This is a genomic window from Pseudomonas sp. PA-5-4B (assembly GCF_021606215.1).
Taxonomy (GTDB): Bacteria; Pseudomonadota; Gammaproteobacteria; order Pseudomonadales; family Pseudomonadaceae; genus Aquipseudomonas; species Aquipseudomonas edaphica.
In genome coordinates this window covers 1-14,136 of the sequence record NZ_WKDB01000017.1, presented here as the reverse complement: position 1 = coordinate 14,136, position 14,136 = coordinate 1, and the positions used below count along the sequence as shown (strand labels likewise).

20 protein-coding genes, 1 tRNA gene and 1 pseudogene are annotated in these 14,136 nt (G+C 58.4%); 11 read left to right on the top strand and 11 right to left on the bottom strand.

Translation table 11 applies throughout. The annotated features are described in order from the left end of the window. Nucleotides 1–83: 83 nt before the first annotated feature. Together GIW28_RS10650 and GIW28_RS10645 are read left to right on the top strand one after the other, a co-directional pair. Entirely contained in the window at nt 84–263 is a 180-nt protein-coding gene (locus GIW28_RS10650) for a hypothetical protein (protein ID WP_017137362.1), read from the top strand. A gap of 31 nt (nt 264–294) precedes the next feature. Continuing rightward, on the top strand, nt 295–687 hold the full coding sequence (locus GIW28_RS10645; protein WP_017137361.1) for a VOC family protein: 393 nt from the start codon (nt 295–297) through the stop codon (nt 685–687). 125 nt (nt 688–812) lie between these two features. On the opposite strand, the gene GIW28_RS10640 is transcribed toward GIW28_RS10645, so the two are convergent. Further along, complete coding sequence (locus GIW28_RS10640; protein WP_017137360.1) at nt 813–959, bottom strand: hypothetical protein; 147 nt, start codon at nt 957–959, stop codon at nt 813–815. 197 nt (nt 960–1,156) lie between these two features. On the opposite strand from GIW28_RS10640, the gene GIW28_RS10635 reads away from it, so the two are divergent. Further along, nucleotides 1,157–2,461 (top strand): MFS transporter, encoded by a 1,305-nt coding sequence (locus tag GIW28_RS10635; RefSeq protein WP_017137359.1) that lies wholly within the window; start codon nt 1,157–1,159, stop codon nt 2,459–2,461. Next, nucleotides 2,461–3,219, top strand: coding sequence for a substrate-binding domain-containing protein (locus GIW28_RS10630; RefSeq protein WP_017137358.1), 759 nt, complete (start codon nt 2,461–2,463; stop codon nt 3,217–3,219). Before GIW28_RS10635 ends, GIW28_RS10630 begins: the two co-directional genes overlap by 1 nt. Here the strand turns inward: GIW28_RS10630 and GIW28_RS10625 are convergent. Next, on the bottom strand, nt 3,211–4,113 hold the full coding sequence (locus tag GIW28_RS10625; RefSeq protein WP_017137357.1) for a LysR family transcriptional regulator: 903 nt from the start codon (nt 4,111–4,113) through the stop codon (nt 3,211–3,213). The genes GIW28_RS10630 and GIW28_RS10625 overlap by 9 nt on opposite strands. Before the next feature lie 210 nt (nt 4,114–4,323). Here GIW28_RS10625 and GIW28_RS10620 point away from each other — a divergent pair, with 210 nt between their 5' ends. Genes GIW28_RS10620 through GIW28_RS10610 form a run of 3 tightly spaced genes read left to right on the top strand, consistent with a single transcriptional unit; the run spans nt 4,324 to nt 5,980 of the window. Then, nucleotides 4,324–4,740, top strand: coding sequence for a ribbon-helix-helix domain-containing protein (locus GIW28_RS10620; protein ID WP_017137356.1), 417 nt, complete (start codon nt 4,324–4,326; stop codon nt 4,738–4,740). After that, nucleotides 4,737–5,051, top strand: coding sequence for a type II toxin-antitoxin system RelE/ParE family toxin (locus GIW28_RS10615; RefSeq protein WP_177032608.1), 315 nt, complete (start codon nt 4,737–4,739; stop codon nt 5,049–5,051). Before GIW28_RS10620 ends, GIW28_RS10615 begins: the two co-directional genes overlap by 4 nt. Nucleotides 5,052–5,101: 50 nt before the next feature. Then, complete coding sequence (locus GIW28_RS10610; protein WP_017137354.1) at nt 5,102–5,980, top strand: hypothetical protein; 879 nt, start codon at nt 5,102–5,104, stop codon at nt 5,978–5,980. Nucleotides 5,981–6,072: 92 nt separating this feature from the next. On the opposite strand, the pseudogene GIW28_RS30780 reads toward GIW28_RS10610, so the two are convergent. The 6 genes and pseudogenes from GIW28_RS30780 to GIW28_RS10580 form a co-directional block, all read right to left on the bottom strand. After that, nucleotides 6,073–6,308, bottom strand: a pseudogene (locus GIW28_RS30780) (histone deacetylase family protein); the annotation flags it as partial. Between the two features lie 20 nt (nt 6,309–6,328). Beyond that, entirely contained in the window at nt 6,329–7,096 is a 768-nt protein-coding gene (locus GIW28_RS10600) for an anti-sigma factor family protein (RefSeq protein WP_236446332.1), read from the bottom strand. Further along, on the bottom strand, nt 7,093–7,590 hold the full coding sequence (locus GIW28_RS10595; protein WP_099548645.1) for an RNA polymerase sigma factor: 498 nt from the start codon (nt 7,588–7,590) through the stop codon (nt 7,093–7,095). Before GIW28_RS10595 ends, GIW28_RS10600 begins: the two co-directional genes overlap by 4 nt. Nucleotides 7,591–7,650: 60 nt before the next feature. Continuing rightward, nucleotides 7,651–8,202, bottom strand: coding sequence for a tetratricopeptide repeat protein (locus GIW28_RS10590; protein ID WP_017137350.1), 552 nt, complete (start codon nt 8,200–8,202; stop codon nt 7,651–7,653). A 40-nt stretch (nt 8,203–8,242) separates the two neighbouring features. Beyond that, on the bottom strand, nt 8,243–8,794 hold the full coding sequence (locus GIW28_RS10585; protein ID WP_099548644.1) for a cytochrome b: 552 nt from the start codon (nt 8,792–8,794) through the stop codon (nt 8,243–8,245). Between the two features lie 143 nt (nt 8,795–8,937). Beyond that, nucleotides 8,938–9,192, bottom strand: coding sequence for a hypothetical protein (locus GIW28_RS10580; RefSeq protein ID WP_236446334.1), 255 nt, complete (start codon nt 9,190–9,192; stop codon nt 8,938–8,940). A gap of 276 nt (nt 9,193–9,468) precedes the next feature. On the opposite strand from GIW28_RS10580, the gene GIW28_RS10575 reads away from it, so the two are divergent. The 4 genes from GIW28_RS10575 to GIW28_RS10560 all read left to right on the top strand — a co-directional run bounded on the left by GIW28_RS10575 (nt 9,469) and on the right by GIW28_RS10560 (nt 12,877). Next, nucleotides 9,469–10,341, top strand: coding sequence for a DUF6216 family protein (locus GIW28_RS10575; RefSeq protein ID WP_236446336.1), 873 nt, complete (start codon nt 9,469–9,471; stop codon nt 10,339–10,341). Between the two features lie 367 nt (nt 10,342–10,708). Next, complete coding sequence (locus GIW28_RS10570; RefSeq protein ID WP_017137346.1) at nt 10,709–11,935, top strand: MFS transporter; 1,227 nt, start codon at nt 10,709–10,711, stop codon at nt 11,933–11,935. 425 nt (nt 11,936–12,360) lie between these two features. Next, nucleotides 12,361–12,600, top strand: coding sequence for a type II toxin-antitoxin system RelB/DinJ family antitoxin (locus GIW28_RS10565; protein WP_026013721.1), 240 nt, complete (start codon nt 12,361–12,363; stop codon nt 12,598–12,600). Further along, complete coding sequence (locus tag GIW28_RS10560; RefSeq protein ID WP_177032610.1) at nt 12,590–12,877, top strand: type II toxin-antitoxin system RelE family toxin; 288 nt, start codon at nt 12,590–12,592, stop codon at nt 12,875–12,877. Before GIW28_RS10565 ends, GIW28_RS10560 begins: the two co-directional genes overlap by 11 nt. Nucleotides 12,878–12,946: 69 nt before the next feature. Here GIW28_RS10560 and hepT read toward each other — a convergent pair whose 3' ends face one another. The 3 genes from hepT to GIW28_RS10545 all read right to left on the bottom strand — a co-directional run bounded on the left by hepT (nt 12,947) and on the right by GIW28_RS10545 (nt 13,990). Further along, nucleotides 12,947–13,396, bottom strand: a complete 450-nt coding sequence (gene hepT / locus GIW28_RS10555; RefSeq protein ID WP_017137342.1) for a type VII toxin-antitoxin system HepT family RNase toxin — start codon at nt 13,394–13,396, stop codon at nt 12,947–12,949. Further along, the gene (gene mntA, locus GIW28_RS10550; RefSeq protein ID WP_017137341.1) at nt 13,386–13,781 is read right to left on the bottom strand and encodes a type VII toxin-antitoxin system MntA family adenylyltransferase antitoxin; all 396 of its coding nucleotides are present in this window, start codon (nt 13,779–13,781) and stop codon (nt 13,386–13,388) included. Before mntA ends, hepT begins: the two co-directional genes overlap by 11 nt. Before the next feature lie 119 nt (nt 13,782–13,900). Beyond that, a tRNA-Ser gene (locus GIW28_RS10545) sits at nt 13,901–13,990 on the bottom strand. Nucleotides 13,991–14,136: the final 146 nt, after the last annotated feature.

The following is a 14,136-nucleotide window of genomic DNA, read 5'->3' as shown; positions in this document are numbered from 1 at the left end:
GCGGGGCTGCGTCTATGTGAACACTGTTCATCCGGCGCCTTTGGGACTATAAATCAGCGCTTGAAGGTCAAAGGAACGCCATCGTGCTGGTCATTATTGCCTTGGCCATGGTCGTGGCCGGGCTCTGCCTCTGGGTCGTCCGGTTCATTGCCAACCCTACCGTCAGGACACTGACGCGGGTGTTTATTGGCTTATGCCTGGCCGCGGCAGTGGCCTATTGGGTGCTGGCGTGGGGTTTTCCTATCTCAGTATTGGCTTCATGAACTGTCACTTTTTCTGCAAGGACTGCCTATCTTGAAATTCGCCTACACCATTATCTATGTGCCCGACGTTGCCGCGTCACTGGCATTCTTTGAAGCAGCCTTTGGGTTCAGTCGCCGGTTTTTGCATGAATCCGGCACTTATGGCGAGCTGGAAACGGGGGACACCACGCTGTCGTTTGCCGCGCATGAACTGGGCGAAATGAACTTCGACGGCGGGCACGTCGAGGCGCACGCCTCCCGAAAGCCGCTGGGGATGGAGGTGGGGTTTGTCACCGAGGATGTATTCGTCGCCCATGCCAAGGCGCTGTTACACGGTGCGAAGGAGCTGTCGCCACCGAGCACCAAGCCCTGGGGGCAAGTGGTGTCGTATGTGCGCTGCCCGGATGGCACGCTGGTGGAGTTGTGTACGCCGATAGTGGGCTGAACACAGAAACATTGTGGGAGCTGGCTTGCCTGCGATAGCGGTGTGTCAGGCACAGATGTAGAGACTGACCCGCCGCCATCGCAGGCAAGCCAGCTCCCACAGTTTGATCATCATCGCCTTGGAATTCACGGCTTGAGCGGTCGCTCCTGATCGCGCTCGGACAGCTCGGTGCCGTCGTCCGGATGTTTCCAGGTCTGCGGCTTGTCTTCTTCGCGTTGCCGCCGGGCCTGCTCGTGCTCCGGCTCGTCCTGACGTTTGTGCTCGTCACCCATACGCACCTCCCTTCCATAAGAAATTGGTCACTTCTGAAGCATAGAACAGCAGTGAGATTTTGGCGGACCTGCTGATTGATAGCCAAAACGCATCAATGCATCCAAATTACTCACTTATCATTTCTAAATGTGTCAGCCACTATCCGCGGTCTTAAGCGAAACAAGCACTTTAAAAAGAACGCTGGAGACACAAAACCATGACTAGCCCTTCCCGGCCCGACTCTGCCCGCTCGAAAGTTGGTGCGGTATTCCGCGTTACTTCGGGCAACTTCCTCGAACAGTTCGACTTCTTTCTGTTCGGCTTCTACGCCACCTATATCGCTGCCGCGTTCTTCCCCGCCGCTAATGAGTTTGCGTCATTAATGATGACCTTCGCCGTGTTCGGTGCAGGCTTCCTGATGCGGCCCCTGGGCGCGATTATCCTGGGTGCCTATATCGATGACGTCGGTCGTCGCAAAGGCTTGATCGTGACCCTGTCGATCATGGCCAGCGGTACGTTGCTGATCGTGCTCGTGCCGGGGTACCAGACCATTGGCCTGTGGGCGCCGTTGCTGGTGCTGCTGGGCCGCCTGCTGCAAGGCTTCTCGGCTGGCGCAGAACTGGGCGGTGTGTCGGTTTACCTGTCTGAAATGGCTACGCCAGGCCGCAAAGGCTTCTACACCAGTTGGCAGTCGGGCAGCCAACAGATCTCCATCGTAGTGGCCGCCGCACTGGGCTACGGCCTGAATGTGTGGATGGAACCCTCGGTCGTTGCCGATTGGGGCTGGCGCATTCCGTTCGCCCTCGGCTGCGTGATCATCCCGTTCATCTTCGTGCTGCGTCGCAACTTGCAGGAAACCGAAGAGTTCGCCAACCGCAAGCATCGCCCGACCATGCGCGAAGTGCTGGCGACCCTGGTGAAAAACTGGAGTGTGGTAATCGGCGGCATGCTGATGGTGGCCATGACCACCACCGCGTTCTACTTGATCACGGTATACGCGCCGACCTTCGGCAAGACCGTGCTGCAACTGAGCACCTCCGACGCCCTGCTGGTGACCTTGCTGGTGGCCGTGTCGAACTTTGTCTGGCTGCCGATCGGCGGCACCCTGAGTGACCGCTTTGGCCGCAAGCCGGTGCTGGTCGCAATGACCGCCCTGACCGTGATCACTGCCTACCCGGCGCTGTCGTTCGTGGTCAGTGCGCCAAGCTTTGCGCATATGCTCGAAACCCTGCTGTGGTTCTCGTTCCTGTACGGCATGTACAACGGCGCGATGATCCCGGCGCTGACCGAAATCATGCCGGTGGAAGTGCGTGTGGCGGGCTTCTCCCTGGCCTATAGCCTGGCAACGGCGATCTTCGGTGGCTTCACGCCGGCGATCTCCACGTGGTTCATTCACATCACTGGCGACAAAGCCTCGCCGGCCTATTGGATGATGTTTGCCGCGTTGTGCGCGCTGTGCTCGACCCTGGCGCTGTACCGACGTGCCAACACGCGTGGCCAAGTCATGCAGGGGGCGGTGTAATGAAGACGCTATTGAAAACCCTGACGGCCCTGGCCCTCGGCGCCCTGGCGCTGACGGCCCAGGCCGAACAGCTCAAGGTGATGACCTCCGGCGGTTTCACCGCCGCCTATAAACTGCTCGGCCCGCAATATGCCGAGCACAGCGGCGACACCCTGGACACCATCCTCGGCCCGTCGATGGGCAAGGCGCCGGAGGCGATCCCCAACCGCCTGGCCCGTGGCGAACACGCCGATGTGGTGATCATGGTCGGCTATGCCCTGGATGACTTGATCAAACAAGGCAAGGTCGACCCGGCGTCCCGTGTGGAACTGGCGGATTCGCGCATCGGCCTGGTGGTCAAAGCCGGCGCAGCCAAACCTGCGATCGGCACCGATGCCGAGCTGAAGGCAGTGCTGAGCCAGGCCAAGTCCGTGGCGTATTCGGACAGCGCCAGCGGTGTGTATGTCGAGAAGGAGCTGTTCAAGAAGCTCGGCATGCCCGCCAAGGGCAGCATGATCGAACGCATCCCGGTGGCGTCAGTGGTCGCCAAGGGTGATTACGAGGTGGGCCTGCAGCAAGTGGCCGAATTGTTGCCGGTGCCGGGCGTGACCTACGTGGGCAAGATCCCGGAAGACGTGCAGTCGGTAACGCGCTTTGCGGCGGGCATTCCGGTCAACGCCGAACACCCGGCCCAGGCCAAGGCGTTGCTGCAGTTCCTGGCCTCGCCCGAAGCGCAACCGGTGGTGCAATCCACCGGCCTGGACTCGGTTTCACACTGACCGAAACGGCATCTCGCGCACCAACCGCTCCAACTCCAGCGCCGCTGGCGGCAATGTCCGCCCGCGGCGTTTTATCAAGCCCACATGGCGCATCACCTGCGGCTCGATCAGCGGCACACTCACCAGAATCGGGTGTTCGCACGCCGGCATCGCAATCGACGGTACCATCGCCACGCCCAGCCCCGCCTCCACCAGCCCGATCATGGTGGTCACGTGGTGGGTCTCGCAGATACTCGGCTTTTTCACCCGCACGCCGCGCAAAGCCTGGTCCAGCAGGAAGCGGTTGCCCGACGTTTTGTCGACGGTGATGTAGTCGTGCTCGTAGGCTTCGGCCCAGCTTACGCTGTCGCGTTCGGCCAACTCATGGTCACGGCGGCAGGCCAGCACATAGCGCTCCTGGAACAGCAACTCGAACTCCACTTCATCGGCCAGGCTGCCGCTGAAACTCACGCCGAAATCCGCCTCACCGCTTTCCACCGCATTGCACACCTCACCGGCGCTGGCATCCAGCACACGCAGGCGAATCTTCGGGTATAGCTTGTGAAATTCGGAGATCACGTGGGGCATGAAGTAATACGCGGTGGACGGCACACAGGCGATGGTCACGTTGCCCATGCGCGTGGAGGCGACGTTACTGATACCCATCAAGGCGATGTCGAGGTCGTCGAGAATGCGCTCCACCTGAGGCAGAAACGCGCGCCCGACCATGGTCAGGCTGACCCGGCGCGTGGTGCGTTCGAACAGCTTGACGTCGAGGGCCGATTCAAGTTTTTCGATACGCCGGCTAAGGGCTGGCTGTGAGATGCGGATGGCCTCGGCGGCGCCGCGAAAACTGCCCTTGTCTACCACGGCGCGGAAGGCTTGGAGGTCGTTGAGGTCGAAGTTGATGATCACGGGGGATGGGCCAGTGTGGTCGATTTGGGGGGCATTATCGTATGGCCGGGGGTAAGGCGCCATGCGTGCCGGGGGCGGTTGGCGTTAATAACCCTGCTACAAATATGAAGTCATACATATCAGTGCGTTATTGGCTGAGTGGCGCCACGCAATCGCTGAAAAGCGTCAATACTTGCAACCTGAGTTACTCAACAGGAGAGAGAAACGCTCATGGAAACCTGCCAGAACCCCTACCTATTTTGGATCGACGATGAGATGCCGGACACCGACATCGGTCAGTTGCTCCTTGCAACACGCCAGTGGTCGAGTAGGATTGAATCCTACCCACTGTCCGCAGGCTTCGACATGCGCTCAACCCAGCAAATGAGCATTACCTTGCCACTCGAGATGGCCGCCCTGGTCAAAGCCAAGGTCACCTCCGGTGAATATGCGAGCGAAAGTGAAGTGATACGCGACGGCCTCAGGGCGCTGATGGCCCGTGATCGCGCCATGGAAGACTGGTTGCGCGACCAGGTGATCCCCGCCGCCGCCGCTCTCGAGGCAGCCCCTGGCCGAGCGCTCTCCACCGAGCAGGTTCGCGAACACATGGCAGCCAAACGCCAGCGAACCGGTACAGAAAAACCGTGAGCTATACGGTAGCCTTTGCGCCTGAGGCGTTAGCCCAACTGGACGCCCTTGAAGACTACATCAGCAAAACCGAAGCCCCCGATGCTGCAGCACGTTTTATCGACAACATCATCGGCTACTGCGACAGCCTCAGTGTGTTTCCATTGCGCGGTAAATGCCGTAACGACCTGCTGCCTGCCTTGCGCATCACCCATTACCGGCACACCACCGCCATCGCATTCAGCGTGGCCGCCGAGACTGAAACCGTGTCGATCCTGGGCGTATTTTACGGCGGCCAGGATTACGCCGCTCAATTTCAGAATCACGGGTGAGAGCAGGCCTCACGCCCACCGATGGCGTGCCCAAAAACAAGGAAGAAAAAATGACTGACACCCCAAACCCGCGCCGACCTTTGCGCTGGGTGTTAAGCCTGACCGGCTTGCTGGCTGTTGCGACCCTGGGCTTTTTCGCCTGGCAAAGCTTCTACCCCGTCAGCGCGGCGACCGGCTGGAGCGTGCAAACCGTGCACAGTGACGTGCCCAAAGCCGCGTCATTGATGCCCATGCCGGATGGCTCGCTGATGATCAGCCAGGAACTCAATGACGCCAAAGGCAGCATCGTGCGTATCCATCCCGACGGGCGACGTGACGTGGTGGTGGGCAGCCTGTCCAAGCCCGATGGCATGTTCGCCACCCATGGCGGTTGGGTATTCAGCCAGGAAACCGGCGACGCCCCGGTCAGCTTTCTCAAGGACGGCGTGGTGACCGAGCTGTTTCGCGGCGAAAACGTGCAAGGCCTGTGGGTCGAGGGCGACGACCTCTACGCCATCGAAGACCGCAAAGACAACGGGCGACTTTTGCGTTACCGCTGGAGTGACCAATCGCTGACTGTCATACGCGACAAGCTGCACGAAGGCGAGTCCATCACCCGTTGCACCGACGGCCGAATGCTCTACACCGAAAAGAAAAAAGGCGTGGTGCGCGAACTGACCGACGACGGCAGCGATCCGGTGGTGCTGGCAGGCCTGAACAAACCCACGTTCTTGATGTGCGATGAGCGCGGGCTGTGGGTGAATGAAGATTCGACGCACCGAGCAAGATTGCTGCTCATTGATAAACAGGGGCGGCAACAGACGATTTTGTCGTTCCTGAAGGCGCCGCAGTCAATTGTGCCGACGAATCGAGGCACTTACCTGCTGGCGGAAGGCGGGAGGAATCGGGTGTTGGAGTTGACGCCTGAGACTCGCACGCTGTCGCCTTAAAAAATTTTGCAGTACGGGCCAATTTGAATGCTCGCGAACCTGTCATAAAATCAACAGGACATCTTCTATCGCGACACCACCTCTCGCCAGACGCGCGTCACCGCGACTTTGCTTTGCGGGTCCAGCTCGCAAATTTCAAAGCCCAGGGACAACCCCAGCGCATCCGCCGAAAAGTCCTTCAGCGCCGCAGGGCCAGTTCGAGCTTGTCGAAGAACACGGCTTCACGGGCGCCGTGGATGGACACATACAGCACGTCGTCCCGCTCGTAGAAAATCTCCTGGAAACCTTGACCGTGGTGCAGGTCGGTGTCGAGCACGGCGACGCGCTGCGGACGACGACTCACCGAGGTCAGGCCGGCAAGCGGCTCTCGACACCAATGGCCATGTGCTGCAAATCCTCAACCGGGTTTCTCGCAATCAGCATAAAAGCATGCGCAGGGTTGGCCCAATACACCACGTTCAGGCCTCGGCGCTGTTCGCTGGCCAACGGCTGCATGCCCTTTTTACTGGCGGTGATGCACAGTGCCAAAGGCCCGTGGCGTGGGTCGAGGTAGGTGAGTTGACCGATCAACACGCCGTCATAGTCGAGGATCTGCGCCCGTCGGAATTCGGCGCCAGGCAGGCTCACGGACTCAGGCGATAACGACACGCCCAGTTGTGCGCCCACGGCGGTCAACTGGGCCGTGTGGGAGGCCGGGTCGAGGCTGAGGTTTTCCAGGGTCTGGGGCGTGTACAAGGCCATGTATTCGGCCACCGAGGCCCGCCAGCCTTGGCCGGGTTCAGTACGTTGCCACCCCAAGAACAGGCGATCGGCCGCCACGCCAGCTACTGCGAAACTCGCAGCCACGGCAAGAAAACGCCGACGGCTCCAGGCTTGGGGCGGCGCCGGTGGCAAGGCGTTGAGCATTGCGTGCAGGCGTTCAGTCGGGGCGTGTTCCAGCACCGTGTCGAAGGCGGCCTTGAACGGCAAGTCAGCGCAGCGCAATGCGTCCAGGCGTGCGGCAAGCGCCGGGTCAGCGCTGGCCTGGTCGGCGATCCGTTGATGTTGGTCTGCGCTCAGTTCGCCATCCAGATAAGCCGATAACTGCTCATCGGACGGTGTGTCAGTGTGGCTCATCGCCGTTCTCCGTTGGCTTTATCCTGCCGGGCTGTTGGGGAGGCGGCTTCGGCCAGCTTAATGCGGGCGGCCGCCAACCGGCTCATCACCGTGCCCATAGGTATCTGCAGGATTTCGGCAATTTCCTTGTATGAAAGCCCTTCGACATACGCCAGAAACACGGTTTCGCGCTGCGCTTCGGGCAAACCGTTAACGCGCTTGATCACTTGTGCGGCCAGTATCTGTTCCTGCGCCTGGCGCTCGCCATCAAACGACAGCACCTGCTCGGCATCAACAAACCCCTGCCCTTGGCGCACCCGTTGCGAGCGCAGTTCGTTGAGCCAGATCGAGTGCATGATCGCCAGCAACCAGCGATCCAGGCGCGTGCCGGCCACGAATTGCCCGGCACGCTCCAAGGCCCTTACGCAGGTGGCTTGCACCAGATCTTCGGCCAGGTGCTTTTGCCGCGACAACACCCAACCGTATCGCCACAAGCGTGGCAACAATTGGCCCAACTCGCGGCGAAACTCAGCGTCCCGAACGATGGCTGCCTCCTGCGGACAGGTTCACGGCGTTCAAGCCTGTGGCGCTGCGGCGATGGCTGCGGCCAGGTCTTCGTATTCTTCGCAGGTGGTACTGCACAAGGCTTTGATTTTCACCAGTTGCTCTTGCGCCAGGTCGACCCGGCCCTTGATCACATAGGCCTCGCCCAGGTACTCGCGAACCTGTGCGTAGTTGGGGTCGAGTGCAACCGACTTGAGGTAATAACCGATGCCCTCATCGGTGCGCCCCAGCTTGCGCGTGGCGTAGCCGCGATAGTTGAGGGCCTTGGCGGTGTTGGGATTTTGCAGAGTGTCGAGCAAGGCCAGCGCCTCATCAAAGCGCCCGTCCTTGGCCAGGCGGTAGGCGTAATCGGTGCGGTCGGCGTCGGAGGTGGCCTTGCTGGTTTGCAGCACGCACTTGCCGGTCTTGGTGTCCCAGACCTGGCCCTTGGGGCAGTTGGGCTTGGGCGGGGCCGACTCATCGCCGGAGGCGTGGGCCTGGCCTGCGAGCAAAGCGGCGGCCAGGCAAGCGCCGAAGACCAGCGCGGTGCGGTAGGTGACAGGGTGTTCGTGGCGAGCCTTCATGGTTGTCTTACTCCGTAATGATAGGGAGGAAACATCACTGTTAAAGCGCATTGCGTGCGCCCGGCAACATCCGGCGCAAGGTGCTGTCGCCCAGCACGTAGTGATGCCAGAGCGCAGCTATGGCATGCACGCCCGCCAGCAGGATGATCGCCCAGGCCACATTGTTATGCAGGCCGCCCAAGGTGCCCCGCCAGGCATGATCGATCACAAAAGGCGCGGGCACGGCAAACAGTCCGAAAAAATTGAAGGGCTCACCTTGAGCCCAGCGAAACAGGAAGCCCAACACAATCTGCGACACCAGCAACAGGTACAGGCAACCATGCGCCAATTTCGCCAGCAGGTTAAGCGCCGGGTGACTGTCGGCCTTGGGCCGATTGCCGCCGAACATACGCCACACAATCCGCGCGGCAATCAACAGCGCCATGACGATACCTAAAGAGATATGCAGCGCTTGCAGGCCCTTGCGCAGCGGTGTGCCCTTCTCCAGGTTTTCCCAGATATGCGCACTGGCAAACATGAAGATCACCACGGCGGCGGTCAGCCAGTGGAAGCTGCGGGTCAGGCGGTCATAGCGGTCGGATGCTGTGTTCATGGGCGTTTCCTGGGTGGTCTGTGAAGTGAACACCGCAGTGGTGAAAGTTATTCGGTGGGGGGCGAATAATTTTTGCTGATCGGGAAACCAAGGAGCCCCGTCGCTGATTCAACGACGGGGCGTTTTTATGCGGTTTTTATGACTCAGTTTCCCCGCTCTTTGTTGGCTTGGGACAGGACTGAGGCCGCCAAGGACTTGGTTTCCTCACTGTATTTATCGCTTTGAAGGGCTTTGCCGGCCTTTTCCTCCATGTGTGCACTCGTCTGCTTATCAGTACCGGTCTGGGACAGCGCCGACGCAGCCAGGCTCTTGGCTATGGCCGAGGCGTTTGGATTATTCAAGATTTCGGCGGCCAACGTCGCCATCGTGCTGGAGGTCTTTTTGGTGTTTTTGATCATGGTGCATTTCCTTTGCGTTTGAGGGGAAAGCCTACGAGTGAACGTCTCGTAGTCAGAAGATAGTGAGTTAAATATCCGTTCGCAACGAACTGGCTGTAGCCTTTGTTTTTAAAACACGTAAGAAAGATTCCAGCGTTATGTAGTACCCGCCCAGTTCGAAGTTCAACGCAATGATAATGTTTGAAAAGTCGTCTTGTTTTTATTAGATTTTCGCCCGACCAGTCACAGCAACTTCGCTGACGCGCCGCTCTAATAACCCTTCAAGGATGACCCTGCATGTCCCAACCTGTACTCAACGATAATATCGTCACATGGACGTTTCAAAACTATGCCGCCATCGTCGGGCTGCTCAGTGGCCTGGCAATATGTGCGCTGGTTTTATATATCTACTCGCGCTCAGGCTCGCTGATTTTTCTGCGTGACTTGATGTGGCGGTTCTTCGGTGGCTCGACCACATTTGAAAACCCAAAATATGAGGCCACCCGCAAAGACCTGCGCGAAGTTGAATATTATCGGTTCGAATTCAATATCCCCGCGCAAAACCTGGAACACGCGCGGCAAGCCGATCAGTGGATCACTGACAACAACTTCAGTTACAACGATGTGGCCAGGATCAGAAAGTACATTGACTGGAAAGACTTCACTCAGTTATCGCTTAAAGAGGCAATGATCACCCCCTTCAAGCGTAATTGGTTTTTGGGGTTGGGCGCCTTTTTCCTGGCGATTATCAGCATCACGCCGCCATTGGCTGACTCCAGCTACCTGATGGTGTCCTTGAAAAAAGCCTCGGATGTGCCGTCTTTCTATCTGTCGGAAAACAACGCCAAATTCCATTTCTGGCCCAGCGAAACGCTGTCTGTGGACGAGTGCAAATCACCAACGGCACTGGAAAAGTTCTATAACGAGGACTTCTCGGAAAGCACCATCAATACCATTTGCACGCTATTTCTTTCGCCCACTTATGGTGAAAATGTAAAAACCGGGTTGAAAGAGCAAAAAGGCTTTTTGCTGTTCATCGCCTGCCTGTCGATATTTGCGGTCTTCTGTATTTTGACCAAGCTCTCGCGTTTGGGCGTTGCCCGCAAACTCCATGACCAGATGACCGCGCAGAGTACAAATACGACCGCAGAGACCGCCACTCAACCGTAAACACTGTCACTGTGGCAAACAGGTCTGGTGTGGCAAGCAGGCTTGCCCTGCGTTGGGCGGCGAAGCCGCCCCATCCCACGCGCCGAGTGTCAGGGGGGAGGATCGCGGTGGCAGGTTTTAGGGCCGCTACGCAGCCCAACGCAGGGCAAGCCTGCTCGCCACAAAAAGCCTGCTCGCCACAAGGCTACTTGCCATAGCAGGCTGGCTCGCCGAGCATCAAGGCCGTCCCAGAGCGTCGAATCGATTGCACTGATGGTTATTATCGAAACGAGCGCCTGTGTGATTGCCAGCACCGGTTCCTATAATCGCCTCCACTTTCCCTCCCCTTCGCCTGGCTTCAGGCGACATTCCTTCTGGAACCGACACTATGCCAAGCCCCAGCCAGGCCCACAGCGGCCGTCCCGAACATAATCAACAAAGTGTCAAACAGCAGTGGCTGGCGATTCTCTCGGTCGCCGTAGGCGCTTTCGCCCTGGTAACCAGTGAGTTTCTGCCGGTGGGCGTGCTCAATGACGTCGCCAGCGACCTGGGCATCAGTGCCGGTCACGCTGGCCTGATGGTCACGCTGCCCGGCATCATGGCCGCCCTCGCCGCGCCGTTGCTGTCGGTGATCATTGGCGGCATGGACCGTCGTTACCTGCTGATCGGCCTGACGCTGATCATGATCATCGCCAACACGGTAGTGGCCTACGCCAGCGACTTCAGCCTGCTGCTGTTCGGCCGTGTCCTGCTCGGCATCAGCATCGGCGGCTTCTGGGCCACGGCCATTGCCCTCAGCGGCCGCTTGGCGCCCAAGGGCGTAGGCGTAGCGAAGGCTACCTCGATCATCATGATGGGCGTGACCCTGGCCACCGTGCTGGGCGTACCCGTCGGCACCTGGCTCAGTGGCCTGATGGGCTGGCGCATGACCTTCCTGGTGACCGCGATTGTCGGCGTGCCGGTGCTGCTGGCGCAGGTGTTCCTGCTGCCGCGACTCACCCCGGAAAAGGCCATCCAGATCCGTGACCTGCCGGCCTTGTTTATCAACCCACAAGCGCGGGTCGGCTTGATCGCCGTGCTGCTGATCGGCCTGGCGCACTTTGCTGCCTACACCTATGTCGCGCCGTTCTTCAAAAACAGTTCCGGCTTCGACGGACCGACCATCGGCTCTCTGTTGCTGCTGTATGGCGTGGCCGGCGTGATGGGCAACGTCTTTGCCGGTTTCGCCGCCAACCGCAGCGTGCGTCACACCCTGCTGCTGGTCGCGCTGATGATCGGCACCAGCACCGCGCTGTTCCCTCACTTCGCCACCGGCATGACCGGCGCCGCGATGCTGATCGCACTCTGGGGCTTCGCCTTCGGCGCCTTCCCGGCCTGCGCGAGTATCTGGATGTTTGTGGTCGCACCTAAAGACGTCGAACGCGGCATGCCGCTGTTCGTTGCCCTGTTCCAAGTGATCATCGCCCTGGGTTCATTCTTTGGCGGCCGGATCGTGGACCAAATGGGCAGCGCAATGCTCTTGAGCCTGGCCACGGCGCTGGTGGGGCTTGGGTTTGTGACCGTGCTGGTGTTGGGGCGTAATGTGAGTAATAGCTTGGCTGCGCAGCCGGGCTGACACGACTCGGTAACCACTAAAAAGCCTGCTGAGCATTGAGCTCGGCAGGCTTTTTTTGTTTCAGGGGTAGAGGGTTAGTTGCCTGGTTTATCCGTTGGGGCATGACGCTCAAGTGCAGCGTCGACCAATGCCTGAGCATTCTCGATCAATTGCGCGAGGCCCATGATAGCTGCAGAGCCAATGCCACCGGTAATCACGCATTTGGAAACGCCCAGTAATGAGTGTTCCCACAATGAAGCTTGTGTACCCAAGCCCCTGGGCTAGCCTAAAAAAGATCGCTGGTGTGCTGAGGAGCCTCTATGACACATGGACATTGTGACGCGCTAACAAGGGAGTATGCGAACGCCATACATCCCGACAGGCTTGCCAATAAGCCCCTCTTGATCCAATGTAATGACCAACGTCATTACACGAGGATCTTTCCCATGGCGACTATAAGCATCCGTATCGATGACGACCTGAAAGCGCGCGCCTATCTCGAACTGGAAAAGCTCGGCGTTACGCCTTCCGAACTGATGCGCCAGGCCCTGCAATACGTGGCGGATCGCGGCCAGCTACCTTTCAAGCCCGTTCTGATGACTGAGGAAGATGAAGCGTTGATGGCCACCGTCCGGGAACGATTGGCATCGCCTCAACGGGTAAAGGTTTCTATAGATGACCTATAGCCTTGATTTCGATGCGCGTGCATTGAAGGAGTGGCAAAAGCTCGGCGACACCATTCGTCAGCAGCTCAAGAAGAAGCTGGTGGCCATCCTGAACAACCCACGTATTGAAGCCAATCGCCTGCATGACCTGCCCGACTGCTACAAAATCAAGCTACGCAGCAGCGGTTACAGGCTGGTTTATCAGGTGATCGATCAGGAAATCACAGTGGTGGTGGTGGCCATTGATAAACGGGAGCGTGAACAGGCTTATCGTAAAGCGGGCGAGCGTTTGAGCTAGCAGTAGATCTGACATCCTTCGCAATATTGCGCTTGGACAGAAAGCCCAGGGGGACCAAGTCAAGCTCGTTCAAATGAACCCAGTATCTGCGACAACCGCTGACTGCCCTGCATCCTTAGTCAGGATAAATGCGCTAAATGCCAGAAAATCACCTAAATGCTGAGTGATGATTGCAACAGTGATCGGCAACTGAAGCGTTTGATACTCATGCACTGCGATATTGCGGAAACCGACCATGTTTTTCAGGTTGGTCAGCAGAGACGATTGGACCCAACCGCCTCGTGACAGCAACTCAAACACGTCTCGAGCACCCTGAGGAACACCCAGTCGTTCACGTCGAATTAGATGCTGCCCCATATCCAGAGCGGCCTCACACGCACGCTGAATATTAAGAATCGCCGCATCCTGACGGGTGAAATCAGTAGCGAAACTGGTGGGGTTCTTGTCGTATTCCTCGCGAGCGCGAGCGACACAACGCTCAATGCTCGACGCTTTGTTGATGAGCACATCATCGACCATGCACTTTCCCTTCCTTCTGGATATCGGCCAGCAACCCTGCCCTTGCAGTGTCCAGCTCGGTTTTTTCGCTGAGGATGTAACTCTCGAAAATACCTGCTTGGCTGTCCTTGTTCCAGAGCCTGCGCCCTGTTGTTATGACTTGATATTGCATGACGGTGGACGCCGCCCGCAGGTCGAGTAAATCAACGGGCACCGCCACAATGTCAGCAAGCTCTCCAGCTAACCGCCACAACAGCAGCGGATCCACAGAGCCCGCAACAAGCACTGCCAAGTCCAGATCGCTGTCAGCATGTGCCTCGCCTGTCGCCTGACTGCCAAAGACATAAACCGCGATCAGATCAGGAATACCGGCCAATAAGTGAGCCAACACTTGCTCAACGTTCATGTTGCGCTCCACGTGTCATCTGATGAATGACCGTAGCAGAAATCGCCTCGACATTTCTGCCCCAAACAAAAAACCCCCAACAACAATTAAGTTATCGGGGGTTTTTCGTTATTCAATAATGGCGGAGAGATAGGGATTCGAACCCTAGGTACCGGTGAAGGTACAACGGATTTCGAATCCGTCCCATTCGGCCACTCTGGCATCTCTCCAACGGCGCGCATCATAACAGTGTGTTTCGCGAAAGCAAACCAAAAAAGCGATTTTTTTCCGTGCTATCAGATGCTTGCGTCGGTTACAGCGGTACGCCGAGACGGTTGGCGACTTCTTCGTAGGCTTCGATGACGTCACCGAGGCC